Consider the following 23,982-nt stretch of genomic DNA (forward strand, 5'->3'; position numbering starts at 1 on the left):
TTATAGCAGTTATCCAACCTTTATTTTGAAACTAATTGTCATTATTTTTTACGGGGCTAATTAATGCGCTTTATATGATTTGGTTTTAGTATAAATACTCTCTTACTTGGGTCATAGTAGCAAACGTTTTTATTTTGATATCACCGCGCATAAGCTTGTCATCGTTTTCATTTAGCTTTGTTGCAGTATTTGACGCATTATCAGGCAAATTGGGCAACTGAGTAAGTTTGCGCAGCCAAGTATATTGACGCTTCGCCAGCTGTCTGGTCGCATATAATGCCTTATTTTGCATTTTCTGACAAGCAAGTGCCTCGGTTTGAGCGCTGAGCGTCAATGGCTGATCGAGCGCTTGAGTAGTGGTGTCTTGTGGTCGTTTACTTGCACTCGCCGCTTCTACTTCTAAAAAGGCGTCATAAAATTGCGCTTTATCCAAGTGCGGCTGTTTAAATATTGGATGCTTAATATGGACTAGGTATTCTAATACTTGCCGATAACCGACGCAGCGCATAGAGGGTAAGTTTGGTGTCAAAGGGTACTGCTCAAGCAATCCGATCACTTCCGCCACTAGCCCATCATGCCACATTATATCCAAACGTTGCTCGATACGCTGATGTAGCCATGAACGTTCTGGCATCACCGCCAGCGCATGCCATTGCTGATTGGGATTATGCGCCAAGGCATGTTTGGGCTTTTGCTGCCAGTCACTGATGGGTATATTGGTTTGCAGATAAACTTCAACCGCGCGCGTGATACGCTGAGTATCGGTCGCATTAAGACGCTCGTGGCTTATCGGATCTATTTTCCCTAGATAATCATATAGTGCACCAATACCTTCGTCTTGCCGCCACTGCTCCACACGCGCGCGCACGTCATCATCACTGTCAGGCACGGGCGATAACCCATCAATAAGCGCCATGTAATACATCATAGTACCGCCAACGAGCAAAGGTATTTTGCCCCTCTCATGACAGCTATCAATTAAACGAGCAACATCATTAACGAATTCAGCGACGCTATAGCTTTGCATCGGGTCAATGATATCAACCAAATGATGCGGATAGCGTGCCAACTCCGCAGCGGTTGGTTTGGCTGTACCGATATTCATATCACGATATATCAATGCTGAATCGACCGAAATCAGCTCATAACGCCCAGTATCGTATAGCTCATACGCTAGAGCTGTCTTGCCACTCGCAGTCGGTGCCATCAAACACACCACGCTATTATCCGCCAAATTGGGATTGAGGCGATAAGATGAGCTAGCAGACGAGATTTGCATAGGATTACCTTTATTTTTTATAAGACTACTAAAACGTGTCCTCACTCTAATCAATGGACATCTAAATGGCTGTAGCTGATAGCATCAATGCGATTAAACGCTGGTTATTTATAGACTTAAAAGCATGTTTAGCAAGTAAGTCTTCGATATCTGCGTTAAATGCCCATAAATCTTCTGTAGACATTTTTGTGGCTAAGTCAGTAAGCTGCTGATTGACAGCATTCGCATCATTAAATGAAACCTGCTCTCTAAATATATCCGTCTCAAACAATAAGCTTAATTGCGCCTGCCATATTTCAGCGCCAATCAGAAAAAATTGGCTGCAACTATAAAACAGCAACCATGGTAGCGTTTTCTCACTGACACTTTTAATTGCATCTAAATCATGACCCGTATTTAAAATAACCTCCAAACAATATGGTAAAGGAGCATTTTTTACCGATAGATTTTGTGACGTATTGGCCGTACTTATTAATGTGCTGCCTGGATTTATATTTTCAGTAAAAGTTGCCTGTTCTGATTGAGCATTATCGGTATTTTCTGACAACTGATATGGCTGTTTGGGCGCTTGTACTTGCTGACTTTTCGCTGAATAAATGGCTGATGACGTCTGTTGCCTTACAGTAGCAAAGGCGTTATTGATAGATAGATGATTATCTAATACCTGACTACTTTCATCAGCGGAATTGATGTTCTGTTTGGTAGCAACCGTTTTAAGCTTTGCTTGAATCGCATGACTAAGATGCGCCATGATGTTATTTAGCGGGCTGATTTTGATACGCTGTTTGGACGGATGGACATTGATATTGAGCCAATCAGTTGGCAGATCAAAATAAAGCGCGTAGCCAATACCTGATAACTGCGCACTTTGGGCAAGTTGACGCAGCTGATTGCTAATCAACGCTTCTTTTACCAACCGTCCATTCACATAAATTAATTTTGGAAAAGTACTTTGAGAGTCATTGCTAAGCCATAACCAACCGTTGATGTTCGCTTGACCAGCAAAATTACTATTCACATAGTCTTTAGGCAGCTGCATCAAACTGGTAAGGTCGATGGATATTTCTAAAGCGTTGTCCGTTAATGGTAAACCAGTCGCTTGCTCAAGACGTGATAAAGGCAGACGATGAGCGTTATTGTTGCTGCTATTGGTATTCTCGTTATCATTTGCAGACATTGCTCTTGAAGACAGCGATAACCGCTTTTTATTGTCATGAAACAAGGTTAGCGCCACATCTGCACGCGCCAAAGCCACTTCGCGGACAATGGTTTCGATATGACCGAACTCGGTCGCAATAGATTTTAAGTTGCCGCGGCGTGCGGGCACATTAAAGTATAAATCCTTGACGGTAATGGTCGTGCCGCGTTGATGCACGACTGGCAGCAATTTTGGCACCTCGTCCAATACACCGGCAACTTGCAACTGGCGACCAATCCCACTGTCGTCATGACTACTGGTTAAAGTCAAACGAGAAACTGCCGCAGTCGCTGCTAACGCTTCACCGCGAAATCCCAGTGTGGTAATACCATGCAAATTAGCCACATCGGCCACTTTACTGGTTGCATGGCGAGTAATGGCCATGACCATATCATCAGGATGAATACCCGTGCCGTTATCCAGCACTTCAATCATACCCATGCCGCCTTGGGTAATACGTATCTCAATATTGCTCGCGCCAGCGTCTATCGCGTTTTCAAGCAGCTCTTTGACCACAGCGGCAGGACGCGTCACCACCTCGCCCGCTGCCAATTGATTGATAAGCAGCGGCGATAGTTTTTTGATGCGGCTATTGGAGGGATTATCTGGCATTAGTGAGCGTCATACTTTTATAAAACCTCAGAGGCTGTGATGCGGTTTAACCTAAAGGTTAAGAGAAGACAAATCTAAGCCTTGCGCTTGACCCGCCTTCGATAGTCTCAGCTCAACCTGACGCGCTTCTTTATCATTATCATCGCGATCGGCTTGCGTCATATCAATAAACAAACTCGGCGGTGGTAAATAGCTGTCCGCACGGCTGGCCCATTCAATAATAACTAAGGCATTTGCTTCATCCAAATATTCATCGAAACCAATAAAGGATAGCTCTTCTGGGTCTTGCAGACGGTATAAATCTGCATGATAAACAGGTTTAATTGAACCATCTTTTTGCTCAATACTATAAGGCTCGACCAAGGTATAAGTTGGGCTTTTGACCGCACCTGTATGGCCTAGCGCCTGCAACCAATAACGCGTCAAGGTGGTTTTACCAGCGCCTAGATCACCCGACAGCCAAACACTACCCGATAAGGGCAACGCTGCCAATTGCACCGCCAAGCGCTGGGTATCTGCTTCAGAATGCAGCGTCAAGGTTTTCACATGTTGGTCTTGTTTTATATTATTAGGCATCAAACTTACCTTCCCTTACTTGCGGCTGTACTTGCATAGTCACGGCTGGATTGATAAAGCTTTCACCGCGAATCAATTTGGCATATAGCTCGGGGTCATGCCATTCTGCCTTCACTTGCTCACTAAATTCAAAGTCTTCTAGATGAAGCTCACCCATTTGCGTGTTTGCCACATCGTCCGCAAAGCACTGTGCGTAACCGGTTGCGGTTTCGTGGGCAATCACCGAGTAAACGCTGACATCAGATTCACCGTTTTGCATTTGGGTTTGTTTGAGAATTTCTTGTGCCCAAAAGAAGATGACGCGTGAGAATTGCTCTGCTGACGGCGATACCGGCAAACTGATCCAACGCGCGCTGAATTTTTTACAGGCGGCGATATATTCAGAGTCGTCTTTATTCCAAAAGCAAATCGCATGATCAAAGCTGTCGATAATGTCTTTAATAGACGATTTTAATAGACCAAAATCATACACCATTTGCCCATGGTCTAACCGCTTAGCTTCAAGAATCAGCTCAATCTGATAGCTATGACCATGAATAGAATGTTTGCAGCGCTCAGAGCTACAATTACGCACGATATGCGCATTTTCAAATTTGAACAGTTTACGAATACGCATAATAATTGACCAAAACAGTAAGCTTTACTGTGTTAAACATGAATATTATAAGGGTTTACCGCAACGACACATCGGCGTGCGGCTCATTATAGCAAATCGTAATGACTGCGTAAGTAGTCACTTACTAATAGCCATATTGGCAAAATCCATTCACTAATGACGTGGTGCAAACATAATAATTGCCATGCCTAAGAGCGCGACGATAGAACCCAAAATATCCCACGTGGTTGGCCTGATGCCGTTCACCGTCCACAGCCAAATAATAGCCATCGAGATATAGATACCGCCGTAAGCAGCATAAACGCGACCAGCGGCGGTGGGATGTAAGGACAGCAGCCAAACAAAAGCGACCAAGCTTAGTGCACCAGGAACCAGCAGCCAAATCGACTTACCTTCTCGCAACCATAAATAAGGCAAATAGCAGCCTGTGATTTCTGCCAATGCAGTCAGCGCAAACAGTCCAACGGTTTTTAATTCAGTCAAACCAACCACTCCTAAACCGTGATAAATCCTGTCATATATTGCACGGCATTACCAGAAATTAGCACCCTATCGCCTGCAACGACGCAGTTTAAAATACCGCCTCGTTTTGATGCTTGATAAGCTATTAATTCATCTTTACCCAAACGCTCTGCCCACAGTGGTGCGAGCCCCGTATGAACCGAACCGGTCACTGGGTCTTCATCGCCACCATTGGCAGGCCAAAAATAACGTGAAATAAAATCGTAATCCTTATAGTCAGCGGAGGTGGCCTGACAGGTGACCACCACATTTAACGGCGCAAGTTGTTTTAATTGCTCGTTATCGCGCGCTACGTTTAAGACATCGGCTTCAGCATTATAAATCACAAAATAGGCTTGAGTGTTTTTATAAACTTCGACTGGTGCAACAGACAATCCTGCCAGCAAGCTACCAGGAATATCTTTAACCTTTTCAGGCTTAGTATTAGGAAAGTCCATTTGTATTTTGCCAGCGTCTGTTTGCACGATGGTCAATATACCAACCGCTTTTGCGTAAAATTTAATGGTTTCTACATCAGGGCTTTTGTTAAATAACACAAAGGCTGACGCCAAGGTTGCGTGCCCGCAAAACGCAATCTCAGTCAAAGGAGAAAACCAGCGAATATGATAAATACCGTCATCATCACACACAATAAAAGCTGTCTCCGATAAATTATTTTCAAAAGCAATAGACTGCATTAACTTATCAGAAAGCCAATTATCTGTGATAATAACGGCTGCTGAATTGCCTTTAAAAACGGTATCCGTAAAAGCGTCGACGACATTAATTTCTAGTTGCATAGCATGCTCTTCTTTTTTATTAACATTAATTTTGGCTATTTTTTATCCCGCTGTTTATACCCAACGTCTGACTTTTGCCTTATAAACCTGATAAGCCTTGCCAAATTTCTGTGCCAACATCCGCTCTTCTGGTTGGATTTGAAAGCGGGTCATATAAAGTATAAATAGAGGCAATAACACGAAGGCAAGAAAGTGCGACAGATACAATGCCCAGCTAAATAATACAAGCACCAAGCCTACATACATAGGGTTGCGGCTATATTGATACACACCGCTGGTCACCAAACTTGAAACCTTCTCAAGCGCTTGCGGATTGGGCGTGGTCTGCGCTTTTTTAAATTGTGTGACACCCAAAATGGCGCTACCCACTCCTATGGCACCCAAACCCATTGCCAATGCCGCAGAACCTTTCAAAGAAAATTTCAAAGCAGGTGTGACTTTAGAGACGCCAGCCATGGCCGCTGCGGTGACGATAACTTGCGCGACTGGCGGTACTTTTAGCTCTAGAGAATTCATCTTGACTCCTTATAAATGCAATTTTATAAATAAGACCTTATATAGAATTAAATAATAAATGAGCGCTTAATTACTTATTATAGTATTCAGTGTTTATTTAGCTTTTCGCCTTTTATTCTTCATTAGTTAAACACTTTACGCCGCTGTTGTCCCTACTCTACAAGTTTTAAGTGACGATTGATATTAGAATGAGCGGCTTTATTATCCATAGAAGGTTATAATTGCCATTTGTTTCATTTTTACCCTTTACTCTAGTGAAGGTCTTGTTTCTAAGATGTAGTTGAACTTAAATGAGGAAGTTAGCGTCATGATGCGTATTGGATTGTTCTTATTAACCAACTTAGCGGTGATTGTGGTTTTTAGCATCGTGTTTGGTATTTTATCCAGATTTTTTGGGATTGGCGGCGTCCATGGCGCAGGCGGGCTAAATTATACTAGCCTTGCCATTATGTGCGGTATATATGGCATGGTTGGTTCGATGGTCTCGCTATTTATCTCAAAATGGATGGCAAAAAAATCAACGGGCACAGTAGTCATCGAAACGCCAAGAAATGCTACGGAAAAATGGCTGGTTGATACTGTCGCCAAACACGCACAGGCGGTAAATATTGGCATACCGGAAGTGGGAGTTTTTAATAATTCGCAGCCAAACGCCTTTGCAACCGGTTGGAACAAAAACCAAGCATTGGTCGCGGTCTCCTCAGGGCTACTACAAAGCATGACACCCGATGAAATAGAAGCCGTGCTCGCGCATGAGATTGGTCATGTGGCCAACGGCGATATGGTGACCCTTGCGCTCATTCAAGGGGTGGTAAACGCCTTTGTCATGTTCTTTGCGCGTATTATTGGTAGCTTCGTCGACCGTACTGTCTTTAAAAATGAAGGGGATGGCCCAGGTATCGGTTATTTCATCACCAGTATCGTGATGGATATTTTACTGGGGTTTTTGGCGTCTGCTATCGTCATGTGGTTCTCGCGCCTACGTGAATTCCGTGCTGATGAGATGGGCGCAAAGCTTGCCAGCCGTGACAAAATGATTAGCGCACTGGATGCCTTGCGTCCTTCTGAGCAGCGTCCAGACCAGATGCCTGAGAGCATGAAAGCGTTTGCAATATCGTCAGGGCAGTCTACGGGCTTTAGTATCGCCAACCTTTTCCGCTCACATCCAACGCTTGATGAACGTATTGCGGCGTTGAGAAAGTATAATCCTAGCAAGGCTTAAGCCGCAGCCCTAACATACATGACAGATGATAGCGGATAGCAGGATTGACGCTGCTATTATCTGCATCGTTTTACCGTTATAAAAAATCAACTTTTACCTGTTACTCCTACTGCCGCGGTGGTTGTGCTCACATCTGTCTCTGGCGGACTGGTAATAAAAGTCAGGTACGCTTCGTATTGTTCAAGCACATCATCAATCACTTACTGCTTGGTCAAGCCCATCAAATCATAACCGCCAGAGCCGGTTTGCGTCGTTACCTCTAAACGATAATAAACATCGCTAACTGGTGACATCTTGCCACTAAAGGTCGGTGACGGCGTCTCGACCATAGACACTTGATAATAAAAGTCGTTTTGGGCGTCAGTAGATACCTTTAATAATGGCCCACCAACATCAATATCGCCCGCTATATGAGGAATATTATCACGATCAATCTTATAACCTTGGCGCTCAAACTCATTGGCGACATCGTTTAGCGCCGGACGGACGACACGCTCAAGAAATTGCTCCGTTTCTCGTTTGCTCGGATAAGCCAGCATTTGTCCCAAGCGCTGCTTCCAAGAACGCTCCGGTATATGCCCGCCACTTGGCGTAACAGATGGGCGACGCAGCACCGTACCTTCGCGCTCAGCCCGTTCTATTTTTAACGCTTTAGAAAAAGAGAACATCACCAGATAAACAATAATCGTCACAGGAAGAGCAAAGATAAGCGTGGCATATTCCATGGTAATGACGCCGCCTGCAATCAACATAGAGATGGTCAATACTGCCGTCAACACCGCCCAAAAAATGCGTAGCCACTTTGGGCCATCTTCGCTTGGGTCAGGGATAGAGGTTGAAAAGTTCGACATCACCATCGCCCCTGAGTTAGCACTGGTGATATAAAACAGCAATCCTGAAAGCGTCGCTAACGCTATCAAAATAGTCGCTCCCGGAAACAGCTCAAGTAGCGCGTACCAACCGCGCTCTGGGCTTTGAACCGCAAGCTCGGCAAAGGCGGTATTGCCTTGTAATACCTCATAAAGGGCGGAGTTACCAAAGAAAGAAACGATGATAAAGTCACATAATACCGGCACTGTAATCGCGGCAATGACAAACTCACGTAATGTGCGTCCACGCGAAATACGCGCCAAAAACACCCCAACGAACGGTCCCCATGCGAGCCAAAACGCCAAAAAGAACAGCGTCCAGCTACCCATCCAGTCGCTACTACCAGGTACATAGGCAAAGGTTTTAAACATCCTAGCAGGGAGTGTGACAAAGAACTGACCCAAATTTTCGACTAAGGCATTTAACAAATAATATGAGCCACACTGTTTTCTGACAGCTCCTGTGCTCCTTTTTTCAGATCGCTGCGGGAGATTGGCACATCTTCATCAAACGGTTTTGATTGGCGTTCTGTACCGCCAAACTGCCTGCGCTCAAACGGCGGGCGCGAGCTTTCGCTAGGCTCATTTACTGATGGATTATTTGACTCGTCAGCCTCCCTTAAGCCATCGTCATTCGGTTTGTCGCTCATTTATATTCTTATTTTTATATGACTGTCCGTATTAGGTTCACTCTATTCTACCCCTAGTTTAATGTCATTATGCTGAATGTGTTTATCCAATGATGATACAGGCTTAGCGTCAGTAGTAAAGCATCGTGAGAGAAAATCATACGTATGAAACTATTTAAAGCTAAAGTAATGAAAAAGGTTAAAGCCAAAGTAATGAAAAAGGGCACTGTCATTCACTATAAAGTTTCTTGCATAAAAAAGCCCACCTAACGCTCTTATCGAGAAATTAGACGGGCTTTTTTATGGCTTAAGATATATTACATATCAAACTCAAGCGTTCTATCACCGTTGGCGTCTTGGATACGCGTTGGCAAACCAATCTCATTTAGCAAGTTGATAAATGGCTTGGCATCAAGTTCTTCAACGTTGACCATTTTGCCTGCATCCCACTCGCCAGTCGCCACCAACATTGCAGCAGCAACAGGTGGCACGCCAGCAGTATAAGAGATGCCTTGGCTACCAACTTCGTTATAAGCGTCTTTATGATCAGAGATATTATAAATAAACACCTCGCTATCAACGCCATTAATCTTGCCTTTAACCTTATCACCGATACAAGTTTTACCCGTATAATTGGGCGCTAATGAGCTTGGATCCGGCAGTACGGCTTTGACCACCTTAAGCGGAATCACTTCTTGCCCTTCAGCAGTCATCACCGGCTGCTCGGACAATAGACCTAGGTTTTGGAGCACAGTAAACACATTGATATAATGCTCACCAAAGCCCATCCAAAAGCGGATATTTGGCACATCTAGGTTAGCCGATAAAGAATGAATCTCGTCATGACCACTTAGGTAACTGTTTTGCTCGCCAACGACTGGCAAATCATCGGTACGTTTGACTTCAAACATCTTATTCGACTGCCACTTACTGTCTTGCCAAGAATAAACCGTACCAGTGAACTCACGGAAATTAATCTCAGGGTCAAAGTTGGTGGCAAAATACTTACCGTGGCTGCCAGCGTTGATATCGATAATATCGATATCCGTCACCGAGCCTGCATCCATCATGTCATAGCCAAGACGCGCATAGGCATTGACCACACCAGGATCAAATCCAGCACCCAAAATTGCCGTGATGTTCTTGTCGGCACAGCGCTGTTTACGCTGCCATTCATAGTTGTCATACCATGGCGGCGTCTCACAAATCTTGCGCGGATCCTCATGAATGGCGGTATCAATATAAGCCGCGCCCGTTTCAATACAAGCCTCTAAAACGGTCATATTGACAAATGCCGAACCGACATTGATAACGATTTGAATACCCGTCTCTTCAATCAGCTGTATCAGCGCTTGCGTATCCATCGCATCGACTTGATGGGTATGTAATACCGCAGGCAGCTTAAAGCTATTCTTTTCTTTGACACTTTGGGCGATGGCATCACATTTATCTTGCGTGCGTGAGGCAATATGAATCTCGCCGAGCACATCGTTATGCATCGCACATTTATGCGCGACCACTTGCGCCACACCGCCTGCACCGATGATGAGCACGTCTTTTTTGTTAGGGTTGGTTTGATTTGTGTTCAATGAACAATCCTCCTTTGTGTCCCTGTCGATACCATCGATGGTGGCGAGTCAAAACAGAAACGAGTGAATGATATGCGTGAATTAAAAAGGAAGACCGAGGAAAACCCACGCACCCGTCGGGCAAAGCAGTATTTGGCTACTTGCTTTTGCCCGCGGCGATTATAACAATTTTTACCCACCTTTCGGCAATAATTAATCGATAAGATGACATCTAACTCTATTACTCAAATACCATCACCGTCATCTTAATAGCAAAATTAAGACAAGCTGGCCTTATAATCTTGATAATCAAACTCACGCTGCACATGTATCGACCCATCTAAACGGCGGATAACGATTGCAGGCATACCCACACCATTAAACCAGTTTTTCTTGACCATGGTATAACCGGCAGCATTTCCAAACGCAATGGTATCGCCAATTTTCAAATTACTCGGTAAGGCGTACTCACCAAAAATATCGCCTGCCAAACAAGAACGACCGTAAATAATAGTGTTGTCTGCAGCGCCCTCTTTTTGATCTTTATTTACCGGCATCATATCTATTGTTTCTTCATTAATGGACACAATGGGAGCAGATTCGCGATAAATGAGCAAATCAAGCATATGCGCTTCGATAGAGGCATCGACGACGGCAAGATTTTTTTCATTGTGCATAGTGTCTAAGACGGTTGTCACTAATGAGCCAGCGCCGTGAATGCTCGCTTCACCCGGCTCAAGATAGACTTGCACGCCATATTTTTCGCTAAAGCCTTTTAATCTATCAGCCAGTTTTTCGAGTGGATAATCAGGCGCGATAAAGTGAATACCACCGCCCAAGCTCACCCATTCAAGCTGCGCCAGCACCTCACCAAACCTGTTTTCGATATCGGCTAAGCTTGCGCTAAATGCCTCAAAACTATCGTTTTCACAGTTGTTATGAATCATGACGCCAGTGATATCAGCAAGTACGGCGGTAATCTTATCTTTATCATGCTCACCCAAACGGCTAAAGGGACGCGCTGGATCAGCAATAATAAAGGACGAGTTGCTGGTTTTTGGATTTAAGCGTAGCCCTACTGGAATATTCTGAGCAGCAGCTTTACCTTTAAATGCATTCAATTGCGAGATAGAATTAAAAATAATTTTATCGGCATAGCTTAATACTTCGTCAATTTCATCTGCGCTATAAGCAACGCTATAAGCATGGGTTTCTTTTTTATTATCACTGCCTTTACCTTTACCTTTACCTTTACCAAAGGTCTCATAGCCCAACCGCACTTCATTCAATGAAGACGAGGTTGTACCATGCAAATAAGGCTGCATGACATCAAACACGCCCCAAGTGGCAAAACATTTGAGCGCGAGCAAGGCTTTGGCGCCAGATAGCTCGCACAGACGCGCGATAATCTGCATATTGGCAACGATTGCCGCTTCATCAAGCAGATAATAGGGCGTTGCAGGCAAGGATGAGTGACTGGTTTGTAACGGTAAATTTGTATTCATAAGAGGTTACCTAATAGCTGCGGTCGGTATCATGACAGACCTAAATAATTGCGCTATAGTAGACTAAATCCATCATAAATAGAATATCTTATGGCACTCTCGACCGATTATTCTACGGCTAAAAACCCAGCCAATCTATCCCAGCTAGATCCACAAAACATCAGCTTAGAACATCTTGCTGCGGATACGCGTGCGGTATTGGATTTTTGGTTTGATAAAGACAATGAGCAGTACTGGTTTGCGCAAAATGATGCTTTTGATAAACAGATAAAAGACAAATTTTATAATATTTGGCAGGCAGCAAAACAGGGTGAATGCGTGTCGTGGCGTATCGCAGATGCAGCGACTGATAGCAATAGCTCAGTCACGGCGCTAGCAGGACGCTTGGCAGAAATTATTGTGTTAGATCAGTTTTCGCGTAATTTATGCCGTGAGCAAGCGTGCGCTTTTGCCCAAGATGGCATGGCACTAGCATTGGCACAAGAAGCCATTGGACAACCATATTTTGATACGCTGCCAGCGCAGTGGCGGAAATTTATTATCATGCCATTTATGCATTCTGAATCGGCCATGATTCATGAGCGCTATCTGCCGCTGTTTAAGCAATTAAATGATGCAACAACCTTAGAGTTTGAAGAGCGTCATAAAGAGATTATCGATAAATTTGGACGCTATCCACATCGTAACGACACGTTGGATCGTGAAACGACTGACGAAGAAGAAGCGTTTTTAAAGCAGCCGAACTCATCGTTCTAAGTATTTTTGGGACTTTGAAGATTTCTGTTGTTAAAGGTTTAAATAAAAAAACCCTCTGTTCTTAATAAACAGAGGGTTTTTTTATGACTAAAAGCATTTTCTTATTTAAATTTATTTGCTTAGGCTATTTTATTAAGCAGTCTCATTCTGCTAGCTAATGATCATTTTTAGGTCAGGCAATATTAACTTTCAAGCACTTTTCTTACCGGTGCAAAGCTACGTCTATGCGCGGCTAATACGCCATGAGCTGCAATCGCTTCCATATGGGCGCGCGTTGGATAGCCTTTATGCTTGGCGATGCCATATTCAGGATGTTCGGCATCAAGCGCATACATAGTCTTATCACGGCTGACTTTTGCTAAAATACTGGCCGCCGCGATACTGGTATGTCGGCCATCGCCTTTTACCCACGCTTGACAGTCAATCGCTGGCTCTTGAATACCATATTTAGCAATGCTTACATAATCTAAATCCGGGCAACGATTGCCATCAATTAATATCTCAAACAGTGTTTTGTCACCCGTATTCAGATGTTTAGCAACTACCGCCAATAAAACCTCAGTACATAAGCGCATCCCTAGCATGGTCGCTTGCAAGATATTGACTTGGTCGATGACCGCTGGCGGTATATCAGCGACGATGTGCGCGACTGCATGCTGCTGAACCAACGGATAAAGAATATCGCGCTTTTTTTCACTCAGCTGTTTCGAGTCCGTCAGTATAGACAATGGCGTATTTTTTAGTGGCTCATTTTCAATTAAACCTGACCACGCCGCAGGTAATATTGCCGCAGCGACAGTAACGCTACCTAGCAGCGGGCCACGCCCTGCTTCATCCACGCCAATTTGTATGGCTGTTGGTTGCAAGTTTTCTAAACTTAATGAGTATTGCGCAATCAGTTCTGCGATATTGATTTGCCCTGATAACTGTATGGGAGCCGCCAGTTGTATGTATTGTCCTTTAATATCAACTTGCTCAATAACTCTTTCAGTCTGAACGGTATGCTTAGGCATAGCTGGGCTTTTTATATGATTATTTTCTGTAGAAGACATAGTACTCATAACTTTATTATTTCTTAACTTTACGGTTTAAAGAGTTTTTTGCGTGCCTAACATAATTAGCGCTTGATTACTGAGCTTAGTTATTAATCTTGATTACTGAGCTTGATAATTGTCTTGGCTGTCGTAATTTTCTTGACTGACATGAACGTCTTGTCCATTAAAATCCTGACTTTGATAACTGTCGCGGTTTTGAACAAACCACTGTTCGATGACGCTATGCGCAGGGTCATGATTGCTTTGTTGTTGCAATGCATACTTGGTATCAATCAGCGCTTTTAATTGTTCAGCGTACGCGCGCGGCTGCAACAAACGCATCACGGTACGACAGATATTATCGCCACTTGCCTGCTCTTGGATAAGCTCGGGCACGATTGCGCTATCTGCCAAAATATTAGGCAAACCGACATAAGGGACTTTGACCAAACGTTTTGCTATCTGATAAGTCAGCTGATTTAATTGATAAATCACCACCATTGGACGCTCAAGCAGCATGGCTTCCAAGGTTGCAGTACCCGATGCCAGCATCACCATATCTGATGCCGCCATCGCCAGCTGACTAAAGGCTGGCTGACTTTCATCATAGACCACCGCAATCGCGGCCCGCAGCTGCTCTGAGCGCTTATCGATCACATCTTGCACAATATATTGATGGTTTTGATCCACCGTTGGAATGATAAAGCACAGCTTAGGATCTAGCAGTAGCAGCCTTTGGATACCATCGAGCATAAGCGGCAAAATAGCCGTTATCTCGCCCCGTCTTGACCCTGGCATGACGCAAATAAGCTGACTGACCTCATCGAAACGATCGATGAAAAACTGCTGCAAGCCATCATTATGCCAGACCAATTCGCTACGGCGCTGATTGATGGGCGTCTCAAGTAAGGTCTGATCAATGGTTCGTAGTAGCGGATGACCAACGCAAATCGCGGGATGATTATAACGCTCGTAGACGGGTAGCTCAAATGGAAATAGGCACAGAACCAAATTGGTCGCTGCCATAATATTATGAATACGCGACTCACGCCACGCCCAAATAGAAGGGCTGACATACTGCACGCAAAACACCCCTTGCGGCTTTAATTTCTTGGCCACTCTGAGGTTAAAATCAGGCGCATCAATGCCAATAAACCAATCAATGCTTGCGGCTTTAAATGCCGTCAGCAGCTCTTGACGTGCTTTGAGTAAATCCGGTAACTGCGACACCACTTCGACCAGACCCATCACAGCTAAGCGCGATAACGGAAAAATACTTTGTAGCCCTTGCGCTTGCATCTTTGCGCCGCCAACCCCAACCCAAATAATATCATCACGCAGATTATTCATCTGCTGCATAAAATCTGCACCCAAACTGTCGCCTGACACTTCCCCGGCGACAATCCCTATCACCAGTGGCGAGCTTGTAACCTCAGGCAATTTATCAAAAGCACCATAAGCATCCGGTGCTGGCGTTGTATCAGCAGGTTGGTGAGGCGTAGCAGGATCTGTCATGATAAGCTCTCAATATTAAAGTGGTACAATTTAATTGGTGCCATTTGAGTAGCACAGTTAAATGAAACAAAAGATAAAATGCGTCTATCATAAAAATGATTATATAAAATATAACATAGCTTAACCGTAATAAGATGCCCATTAAAAGGCATCTTGATAGCATTCTATAATGCTCGAACTTAGTCGTTTATATTGCCATCATACGTGACAGTGCTGGAAATAGCTAAAAATAGCGAAATTAGTGCACAAAATCCATTCAGTATCACTCATTTATATCTGCCTATAAACGTTGTGTTTAATGCAAATTTGGACTTAGGTTAGCGATAAAGCATCATTTTCCCTATGCTTTACATTGCCTTATCATTCTTATACACCTATGAATGACAGCATGTTAAGACGGGTTGCAGCGATAAGGTATAACAAAGTTTTGGTCGCCACATTCCAGTTAGCAGTCAATTAACTGTACGACTGCCCTTGTCAACCAGCGCTTTTGTCCGCATAATGAATATCCCTATAAATCAGCTAGACGATATATAATCATGACAACACCAGCTACTCATAATGCAGATATTGACGACGTGAATATTGAAAAATTCATTCCTTTAATCACACCCGCTGAGCTAAAGTCTGAGCTACCTTTGTCAAATGACGCCTATAACACGGTGCTAAAAGGTCGCAATACCATCCAAGATATCCTTGATGGCAAAGACAAGCGTTTATTTGTGGTTATCGGCCCCTGCTCTATTCACGATATTAAAGCCGCCCACGAATACGCCGATCGCTTAGCCGTATTGGCCAAAGAGATTGAAGACAGCATCTTCGTTGTGATGCGCGTTTATTTTGAAAAGCCGCGTACCACGGTTGGCTGGAAAGGCATGATTAATGACCCTGATATGAACGACAGCTTTGATATCGAAAAAGGTCTGCGCACCGCTCGTAAGCTACTGCTTGATTTAAATGAAAAAGGTCTGCCGTGCGCGACCGAAGCATTAGACCCAAATACGCCGCAGTACATTCAGGATTTGATTAGTTGGTCAGCGATTGGCGCGCGTACCACCGAAAGCCAAACGCATCGTGAAATGAGCTCAGGTTTATCGTGCCCAGTTGGCTTTAAAAACGGCACCGATGGCGGCATGACCGTTGCGGTTAATGCCATGCAAGCGGTCAAAGAAGGTCATAGCTTCCTCGGCTTATCAGCAGATGGCAAAGTTTCTATCATCAAATCAAAAGGTAACCCCTACGCACACGTAGTACTACGCGGTGGTAACGGTAAGCCAAACTATGATGAAACTGCTGTTGCACAAGTTGAAAATGAGCTGGCAAAAGGCAAAACCATTAGTAAAATTATGATTGACTCAAGCCACGCCAACTCAGGTAAAGACCCTTATCTGCAACCAATGGTCATTCAAAACGTTGCCGAGCAGATTAAAAATGGTAATAAATCTATCATCGGTTTGATGATTGAGAGTCATTTAAAAGGTGGCAATCAAAAGCTAACGGCAGATTTGAGCCAGCTTGAATATGGTAAATCTATCACCGATGGCTGCCTAGATTGGGAAAGCACCGTTAGCGCTCTACACAATCTACGTGATATGGTTAAAGACGTTCTGCCGAATCGTTAAAAGCGCTTGGTGGTAATGAATACTGATTGACCACTCACTAAAAGGCCCGTTTGATAACAGATATCAGACGGGCCTTTTTTGTGCTTTTTAACTTATAAAGTACTGCTCTTTATGCACTTGCAGAACCTTCATTTGCCGCGCCTAAAACACTGTTTAAGCTTTCAATTACATGCTTAGAAGTCGCTTGCTTTTGTAGTTCAAGCAACTGCTCATGCGCCATTTGACGACGTGGTTCCGCCAAAGTATTCCAACGTGCCAGCACTTGCAATAAGCGTGACGCTAACACCGGATTGGCGTCATCCAGCTTTTTAATCACAGCGATATAAATATCTAGACCCTCTGGTGTCCACAACACCGTAGGCTGCGAGGTAAAGGCGCTGATGACCGAACGTACACGATTGGGCGTATTCCAATCAAAATCTTTATGAGCAAGTAAGGATTTAATAGTATCAGGTGTGATCGTATCAGCAGACGCTTGCACACTGAACCATAAATCGATGACCAAATCATTATTTTGGAAGCGCTTATAAAATTCTGCCAGATACTTATCAGCATTTGCCAGTTGATGATTGACCATCGCCTTTAACGCGCCAAAACGCTCGGTCATACAGCTGGCGTTATCATACTGCTGCTCTGCCCATTCAGTAGCGCCATCGACGTTGGCGGTCAGTGCCATATCAAGCACCACATTACGTAAAGCGCGATTGCCACGAGCTTCCGCACTGTCTTCATAAGCCTGCATCGGTAGCTGTTTATAAAGCTCAGACCATTGATCTTTTAACGCCTCTGCCAGCTGTTGATATAAGCCTTCACGCTGTGCTTTTACCAGCTCTGGATCGTAATCTTTATGAATAGCAGATGCCAACTCTGGTGCTGACGGAATATCAAGCAAACGCGCCGCCAACATCGCATCATTAGCAGCCAATTCAGGTAAGGTCTGCGCCACTGCTTGCAAATATATCTCAGGACTGCTTTTCGCGCCGTGACCTTGCAGTAAAATGCGATTGACCAGCATTTGCGTCACTTGCCAGCGGTTAAAACCATTGGTTTCATATTTGAGCAAAAACGCCAAGTCTTCATCTTGATAATTATAATTGAGCTGTACTGGGGCGCTAAAATCACGTAGCAAGGATACTACTGGCTCGCTTACTACATTTTCAAAGGTAAAGGTTTGTGTGGCTTGATCGAGCAGCAACATACGCTCAGCGACGATAGCACCAGAATCTTTATCAAATAGTGCGGTCGCTACGGGTATCGGCAAGGGTTTTGGTGCATCAAAACCTGCAACCTGACGGGTTTGCTGACTTAAGGTAATGGTCAATGTCTGCGTCGCGCTGTCATAATCTTGGTAACCAGACACCACAGGCGTACCGGGCTGACGATACCAATCGATAAAGTCTTCAATTTTGCTATCGGTAATACTAAGCGCCGATAAAAAGTCCTCAACCGTGACCGCTTGCCCATCATAACGGCGGAAATACTCGTCCGTACCTTTACGGAAGTTATCACGCCCTAGCGTATTGGCAATCATACGGACGATTTCAGCGCCTTTTTCATAAATAGTGGTAGTATAAAAGTTGTTAATCTCAACGAAACTTTCAGGGCGTACAGGGTGCGCCAATGGTCCTGCATCCTCAGCAAATTGATGGGCGCGCAAGGTTGCCACATCATCGATACGCTGGACGGCACTTGATTGCTGATCGGCTGAAAACGATTGATCACGGTAAACGGTAAAACCTTCTTTTAGGCACAGCTGAAACCAATCACGGCAGGTAATGCGATTACCCGTCCAGTTATGAAAGTATTCATGGGCAATGATAGATTTGACACTAAAGCTACGCGCATCTGTGGTCGTTTCAGGACTAGACAGTACACAAGCGGTGTTAAAGATATTTAAACCCTTATTTTCCATCGCCCCCATATTAAACTGACTAACCGCCACAATCATATAACGGTCTAAATCGTAAGCGCGGCCATAATTGACCTCATCCCACTGCATCGAGTCTTTTAAAGCTTGCATACCGACAGCACATTTATCGATATCTTCAGACTTCGCATAGAGCTCAAGCATTACCTCACGCCCTTCGCTCGTGGTATAGCTGTCAGTCAATACATCTAAGCCAGCGATAACGCAAGCAAACAAATAGCTTGGCTTATTGGTCGGGTCTTGCCAAATCGCATAATGACGCTCAGGCGCGTCCGACACTTCACCCGCTTCGAGCAAATTACCATTACTCAATAGCGTTGGAAAACGCTTATCGGCTTCAAGCCGCGTGGTAAATATCGCCAGCACATCAGGACGGTCTGGATAAAAGGTAATCTTGCGAAAGCCCTCTGGCTCACACTGGCTAACAAACATGGTATCGTCACCACTACCGGCAATATATAAGCCTTCAAGCGCCGTATTGGTATGCGGATGGATGCGTACTTGCAGCTGTAATTTGGTGTTTTCTGGCGCATCGGTAATGGTTAATGTGCCCTCAGCTTGCGTATAACGATTACAAGCAAGCGGCTCATCATTAAGCTTAATAGACATCAGCTCAAGTGCTTCGCCATACAGCACCAAATCGCCGTCAGTCTGACGCTGCATCACCAAAGTACTATCTACAATGGCATGATCATCAAATAGCTTAATATCCAAATCAACGATTTCGACATCAAAGCTTGGTGGTCTATAATCTTTTAAATGAATTTTACTTGGCGCATGTGGCGGCACATCTGGCATGTCAGGATTGATAATTTGTGCGTCAGTTTCAGTAGTAGACATGGAAATTCCTATTATTATTCACGTTTTAGACAGTTAATTGATTATTTTGCAGCGCCCTATTAATAAGCACGGTGTTCGTTATAAACAGAGTTTTTAAGATAGTTACATTGACCTAAACTATGAAATTTCAAGTACGATGAGTAATTAAATTGGTTAAGGTAGAAATCAATTCAAAGGTTTTAATCAGAATGCTACATATCTTTAGGTAAACTCTCGAACTATTTACAGTAATACTACTTACATAAAGTAACATTTAGTATATGATAGATAGTAATTGCCTAAGTTTTACCGTAAGCAGTTCAAAAACAACAAATGCCATTAAAACTAATGTTATTAAAATTTTAGGAGCTTATATGTCTACCAGTATTGCAAAAGTTGCTGCCCTCGCAGTATTATCAAGCGCTGTCGTATTTGCGTCAGGTTGTGCTAACAAACGTGCGACATCAGAAGTGGTCGTTGCCCCACTAGGTATCCCAGGTGGTCAAGTTGGTTATAACGGTGCGGTTATCGTTGATAATTCAAATGCTGTTATCACTGGTGCAGAAAATCTACAGGCCGTGGTTTACTTTGCTTTTGATAGCAGTGAAATCACCTCAGAAGCTGCCAGTGTATTAAACCAACATGCTAGCCTCCTAAGCTCAAATCCAAACGCTGGTGTCGTTATTGCAGGTCATACCGATGAGCGTGGTAGCCGCGAGTACAACATGGCACTAGGCGAGCGCCGTGCCCAAGCGGCACGTAATTATCTTGCCGCTCAAGGCGTTGCGGTAAACAACGTCCGTATCATCAGCTATGGTGAAGAGCGCCCTGCTGTTGCCGGTACTACAGAAGATGCTTATGCCCAAAACCGCCGTGCTGAGTTGTCTTACTAATATTATTTAATAAGCGTTAATCAGCCCTAATTTAAAGAAGCCCAGCAATCTATTGTTGGGCTTTTCTTATTCTATTCATATTCTACAGATAAATTATGTCAACTTTAAAATTACGTAATATTCACTACCAGCAACTTGACGCTACTACCTGGTATGCGGTAGCTCAGATTATCACGCCTTGTTTTTTAAATTATCCCGTTTTACTCAGCGATTTACCGCTGTTATTTAATCCCAATCTATTTTTAGATACGAGCGTGGAAAAATTGCGTCACATGCAATGGCAATATCGCATTTCTACCGTGTCTCTATCCACACGCGAGATAGCTCATCGTCAGCGCCAACAGCAGCGCACTGGCGTACGATTATTATTACAATCACTACTTAATAAGCTAGAGATGATTGATACCTTGAATGACGCAAGCTTTCCATATCGACTTGCCAATAGTCAATACTACGTCTGCTTTAGTCATACTGGCACCCATAACAAAATTATTTCTAATCAGCATAAAAACGAAAATCTATTTGAACATTTGGATAATAAAGCCGCGGTGATCATTAGCGCTCATCGTCCTGTAGGTATTGATATAGAAATAAATGCTGTTAAATGGGAGGTTGCGCAGCGCTTTTACCATGCCAATGAAATGTCTATCTTGCAGACCTTACCACCCATGCAAAGAAATGTAATCGCCAAGCTACTATGGCAAATAAAAGAAAGTTTTATTAAGGTTTTTCAGTATAAGCTGGCACAAGGATTAGGAAAGGACTACTCTTACCTCATTGCTGATTTAATAAAAGGGGCTACAAGCAACTCACCTTTACTGGACATTAACGACAATAAAAGCAATTACCGTATCGCTCTTTTACCTCATCAGCAAACCGTGATTGTTTATTAAATATTTCCTAATGCTTTTAAAAAAATGAGTGAGAACTATATTTTAGACCAAAAAAAAACGACCCTAAAAAGGATCGTTTTTTATTGCTACTTATCTTCTAATAACAGTCGTTAAACCGTAATTAGCTTAGAAGCGGTAAGTTGCACCAACTTTAACGATTGGCATCCACTCTAACCAATCTTTATCTTCTAGCTCTTTCTCTGCTTTAGAAGCAACTTCGCCAGCAGTAGTAGCCTGGTTATTGCCGTTTGCATCTACATAGTTAACTACACTATCAGGATTTTGTGCACGAACAGTTGCATCAGTTTTACCCATATAAGCTGCACCTAACTCACCAAATAAACCAAAGTTATTCGTGATATTAGGACGGAAGCCGATAGTCGCATAAGGCGCTAGCTTGTTACGGTGTTCCATAGTGCCTTGAAGGGTACCCACCTGACCAGAGTTATATTGCTGACCATCAATTTTAAAGAAGCCACCATCTGCATTGGCAGTTACATCAAGATCGTTATCAGGAACGATGATACCAGCGCCCATTGTGAACCAGTTACCTGTAGGACGTAATTGTACGCCTAGATACGGGTTGCTAAAATCTGCATCAACGTCATAGTTTACATCGCCAGCATCAAAATCACCGCCGAATAGATCAGCAACGTCGCCACCAGCCCAACCAGCTTGTAATTCAGTTTTATCGTTAAGTGCCCAACCGATATTAGCACCATAACCTAGTGTACCTACTTCAGCGCTGACAGCCGCTGGATGAGTTACAGTTTGGAAAAAAGTTCTGTCGCTATATGAGTTTGCTGGTTGTACAACAGCAACTGGCTCAGCTTCATAAGCTACTGCAACTGGCTCTGCTTCATAAGCTACTGCAACTGGCTCTGCTTCGTATACAACCGCATCGTTGTTATCAACAACGATAACTGGTTCAGCTGCTAGTGCAGCAGTAGATGCTAATACAGCAGCAGAAATTGCTGTTAATTTAATAAGTTTCATAAATACTCTCCTAAAGTGTGAAAGAACTCGCCCGTAAAAAAATGATAATTTAACTTTTTTATAAACAACCATTTTGTTGAGCAGATTAAAACAATTTTGGCTTAAAAAGTCACCCCCATGAATGCGCTTTTTATTTGCCGTTATGTAAAGATTGCATAGATATTGTAATATTTACTACACCAACCTGCAAAACTTCGATTTCCTGTTACACAATACTCTCAAAGCCACTGAATAGTCAGAACATGAATATTGAATCGCTTAACGCTCATGTAAAGGTATTACAAAACATGTCAGTATAATGACCTACCTCCCCCTTTAACTCAATTACAGTTATAGAGTTTATTACTACAGTTTGTTGTGGTTTGTGAGCTAACGTATCTAATGCTACCCAAAATAAGATCTAGAACGGAAGTGCGGGAAATTAGTCTGAACTATAAAAACGTAAATATATCGTTTATATCTAATAAGATAGCTTGTTTGAGTGCGTTATTATGCTAAATTAGAGCTATTAATAGATGTCTTTTTAGTATTTGCATTTTTGGACTTTTCATTAGCGTATTAATGATTTTTTTTCTACTTTTCGCTTTACCTTTATTATTCTTATTGAGCCATTTTTATGCCAAAAGTTTCGTCGATTACCCGTGTTTTAGAGATTATCGAAGCGGTGTCTTATGCGTCAAAACCCCTCTCACCACTTGAACTGTCGCAAGAGCTTGATATCCCAAAACCTACTATCCATCGCTTGATTCAAAACTTAGTCGATGAAGGGTTTGTGACCGTCGATATTGGCGGCGGTATTATTCCTGGCAAGCGGGTGCGTAATTTGAGCGTTGAGCTTTGGCAGCAGCGTCAATTTTTTAATGAGCGGCAAATTATTTTACAAAAATTGGTTGATGAGATTAAGGAGACTTGCGGTATCGCCATTCCTTACCAGATGGACATGATGTATACCAATCGCGCTAACACCTCGCTGCCTTTGCAAATATATCTGCCTGTCGGCGCGAAATCACCGATGTGGTGTACGGCTACGGGTAAGTTATATTTAAGCCAATTGTCTGCCACCAGCCGCGCTAAAATACTACAAGGCCTACCGTTAGATAAATTTACCAAAAATACGATTACCGATATTGATACGTTAAATGCCGAGCTTGATCGTATCGCAGAGACAGGCATTGGTATCGATAATGAGGAATTTATCTCAGAGATGGTAGCGGTGTCAGTGCCTGTGCTAGACAAAAAATCTCGCTATCTGGCGTCGCTATATATCCACGCACCAACCATTCGCGTGTCATTAGATGAGCTTATGGAGCATGTACCGCGCTTACAAACAGCAGCGCAGGACATTCAAGCTTTGGTGTATGAGCTGCAAAACTAGAGTCTATATCATTAAGAAAAAATATGACCGAACATAAAAAGGTCTGCGCTATAAAACTAGCGCAGACCTTTTTTGATAGTGCTTTGGAAAATAGTCTTTAATATTTCGTTAAAGCACAATGTTCAAAATTAATTAACCCCAGTTCGGGATAAGCGCTCAAAAAAAAGATAAAAAAAGAAGTCCGAAGTTGCTAAAGTAAGTTTACCAAGACAAACTTCACAACAAGGACTTCTTACATGGACAACCTAACCGAACTATACT

At 43.3% G+C, this 23,982-nt stretch carries 21 protein-coding genes; 6 read left to right on the plus strand and 15 right to left on the minus strand.

Going from position 1 to position 23,982, the window contains the following annotated elements:
• Positions 1-85: 85 nt before the first annotated feature.
• The 7 genes from miaA to H9653_RS01890 form a co-directional block, all read right to left on the minus strand.
• Entirely contained in the window at positions 86-1,279 is a 1,194-nt protein-coding gene (gene miaA / locus H9653_RS01860; RefSeq protein WP_191689998.1) for a tRNA (adenosine(37)-N6)-dimethylallyltransferase MiaA, read from the minus strand.
• Positions 1,280-1,340: 61 nt separating this feature from the next.
• Entirely contained in the window at positions 1,341-3,089 is a 1,749-nt protein-coding gene (gene mutL, locus H9653_RS01865) for a DNA mismatch repair endonuclease MutL (protein ID WP_191689999.1), read from the minus strand.
• A 51-nt stretch (positions 3,090-3,140) separates the two neighbouring features.
• Positions 3,141-3,665, minus strand: coding sequence for a tRNA (adenosine(37)-N6)-threonylcarbamoyltransferase complex ATPase subunit type 1 TsaE (gene tsaE, locus H9653_RS01870; RefSeq protein WP_068404209.1), 525 nt, complete (start codon positions 3,663-3,665; stop codon positions 3,141-3,143).
• A complete protein-coding gene (locus H9653_RS01875) occupies positions 3,658-4,281 on the minus strand; it encodes a 6-pyruvoyl trahydropterin synthase family protein (RefSeq protein ID WP_191690003.1) in 624 nt (207 codons plus the stop codon). Before H9653_RS01875 ends, tsaE begins: the two co-directional genes overlap by 8 nt.
• A gap of 153 nt (positions 4,282-4,434) precedes the next feature.
• On the minus strand, positions 4,435-4,764 hold the full coding sequence (locus H9653_RS01880) for a YnfA family protein (protein ID WP_191690005.1): 330 nt from the start codon (positions 4,762-4,764) through the stop codon (positions 4,435-4,437).
• 11 nt (positions 4,765-4,775) lie between these two features.
• Positions 4,776-5,582: a PhzF family phenazine biosynthesis protein gene (locus tag H9653_RS01885; RefSeq protein ID WP_191690007.1), complete on the minus strand. Its 807-nt coding sequence runs from the start codon at positions 5,580-5,582 to the stop codon at positions 4,776-4,778.
• A gap of 54 nt (positions 5,583-5,636) precedes the next feature.
• On the minus strand, positions 5,637-6,098 hold the full coding sequence (locus H9653_RS01890; protein ID WP_191690009.1) for a methyltransferase family protein: 462 nt from the start codon (positions 6,096-6,098) through the stop codon (positions 5,637-5,639).
• A 307-nt stretch (positions 6,099-6,405) separates the two neighbouring features.
• Here H9653_RS01890 and htpX point away from each other — a divergent pair, with 307 nt between their 5' ends.
• Complete coding sequence (gene htpX / locus H9653_RS01895) at positions 6,406-7,320, plus strand: protease HtpX (RefSeq protein ID WP_191690011.1); 915 nt, start codon at positions 6,406-6,408, stop codon at positions 7,318-7,320.
• 200 nt (positions 7,321-7,520) lie between these two features.
• Here the strand turns inward: htpX and H9653_RS01900 are convergent, their stop codons facing one another.
• The 4 genes from H9653_RS01900 to H9653_RS01915 form a co-directional block, all read right to left on the minus strand.
• The gene (locus H9653_RS01900; RefSeq protein ID WP_225211555.1) at positions 7,521-8,618 is read right to left on the minus strand and encodes a BCCT family transporter; all 1,098 of its coding nucleotides are present in this window, start codon (positions 8,616-8,618) and stop codon (positions 7,521-7,523) included.
• A complete protein-coding gene (locus tag H9653_RS01905) occupies positions 8,612-8,839 on the minus strand; it encodes a hypothetical protein (protein WP_144296278.1) in 228 nt (75 codons plus the stop codon). Before H9653_RS01905 ends, H9653_RS01900 begins: the two co-directional genes overlap by 7 nt.
• A gap of 296 nt (positions 8,840-9,135) precedes the next feature.
• Positions 9,136-10,407 carry a saccharopine dehydrogenase family protein gene (locus H9653_RS01910; RefSeq protein ID WP_191690013.1) on the minus strand — a complete coding sequence of 424 codons (1,272 nt, stop codon included), beginning with the start codon at positions 10,405-10,407 and terminating at the stop codon, positions 9,136-9,138.
• 257 nt (positions 10,408-10,664) lie between these two features.
• On the minus strand, positions 10,665-11,891 hold the full coding sequence (locus H9653_RS01915; protein ID WP_191690015.1) for a carboxynorspermidine decarboxylase: 1,227 nt from the start codon (positions 11,889-11,891) through the stop codon (positions 10,665-10,667).
• Positions 11,892-11,981: 90 nt separating this feature from the next.
• Between H9653_RS01915 and H9653_RS01920 the strand changes: the two genes are divergently transcribed.
• Positions 11,982-12,647, plus strand: a complete 666-nt coding sequence (locus tag H9653_RS01920) for a DUF924 family protein (protein WP_191690017.1) — start codon at positions 11,982-11,984, stop codon at positions 12,645-12,647.
• 182 nt (positions 12,648-12,829) lie between these two features.
• Here the strand turns inward: H9653_RS01920 and H9653_RS01925 are convergent, their stop codons facing one another.
• Both H9653_RS01925 and lpxB read right to left on the minus strand, forming a co-directional pair.
• Positions 12,830-13,660, minus strand: a complete 831-nt coding sequence (locus tag H9653_RS01925; RefSeq protein ID WP_191690019.1) for a ribonuclease HII — start codon at positions 13,658-13,660, stop codon at positions 12,830-12,832.
• 141 nt (positions 13,661-13,801) lie between these two features.
• Complete coding sequence (lpxB, locus tag H9653_RS01930; RefSeq protein ID WP_225211556.1) at positions 13,802-15,196, minus strand: lipid-A-disaccharide synthase; 1,395 nt, start codon at positions 15,194-15,196, stop codon at positions 13,802-13,804.
• Between the two features lie 539 nt (positions 15,197-15,735).
• Here lpxB and H9653_RS01935 point away from each other — a divergent pair.
• Positions 15,736-16,818, plus strand: a complete 1,083-nt coding sequence (locus H9653_RS01935) for a 3-deoxy-7-phosphoheptulonate synthase (RefSeq protein ID WP_191690022.1) — start codon at positions 15,736-15,738, stop codon at positions 16,816-16,818.
• A gap of 109 nt (positions 16,819-16,927) precedes the next feature.
• Here H9653_RS01935 and pepN read toward each other — a convergent pair whose 3' ends face one another.
• On the minus strand, positions 16,928-19,543 hold the full coding sequence (gene pepN, locus H9653_RS01940) for an aminopeptidase N (RefSeq protein WP_225211561.1): 2,616 nt from the start codon (positions 19,541-19,543) through the stop codon (positions 16,928-16,930).
• A 395-nt stretch (positions 19,544-19,938) separates the two neighbouring features.
• Here pepN and pal point away from each other — a divergent pair, with 395 nt between their 5' ends.
• Together pal and H9653_RS01950 are read left to right on the plus strand one after the other, a co-directional pair.
• Complete coding sequence (gene pal / locus H9653_RS01945) at positions 19,939-20,457, plus strand: peptidoglycan-associated lipoprotein Pal (protein ID WP_068404186.1); 519 nt, start codon at positions 19,939-19,941, stop codon at positions 20,455-20,457.
• A 95-nt stretch (positions 20,458-20,552) separates the two neighbouring features.
• The gene (locus tag H9653_RS01950; RefSeq protein WP_225211557.1) at positions 20,553-21,350 is read left to right on the plus strand and encodes a 4'-phosphopantetheinyl transferase family protein; all 798 of its coding nucleotides are present in this window, start codon (positions 20,553-20,555) and stop codon (positions 21,348-21,350) included.
• 126 nt (positions 21,351-21,476) lie between these two features.
• Here the strand turns inward: H9653_RS01950 and H9653_RS01955 are convergent, their stop codons facing one another.
• Positions 21,477-22,346, minus strand: coding sequence for a hypothetical protein (locus H9653_RS01955; protein WP_191690027.1), 870 nt, complete (start codon positions 22,344-22,346; stop codon positions 21,477-21,479).
• A 616-nt stretch (positions 22,347-22,962) separates the two neighbouring features.
• Between H9653_RS01955 and H9653_RS01960 the strand changes: the two genes are divergently transcribed.
• A complete protein-coding gene (locus tag H9653_RS01960) occupies positions 22,963-23,721 on the plus strand; it encodes an IclR family transcriptional regulator (protein ID WP_191690029.1) in 759 nt (252 codons plus the stop codon).
• The last annotated feature ends 261 nt before the right edge of the window (positions 23,722-23,982 follow it).

This window comes from Psychrobacter communis (assembly GCF_014836505.1).
Taxonomy (GTDB): Bacteria; Pseudomonadota; Gammaproteobacteria; order Pseudomonadales; family Moraxellaceae; genus Psychrobacter; species Psychrobacter faecalis.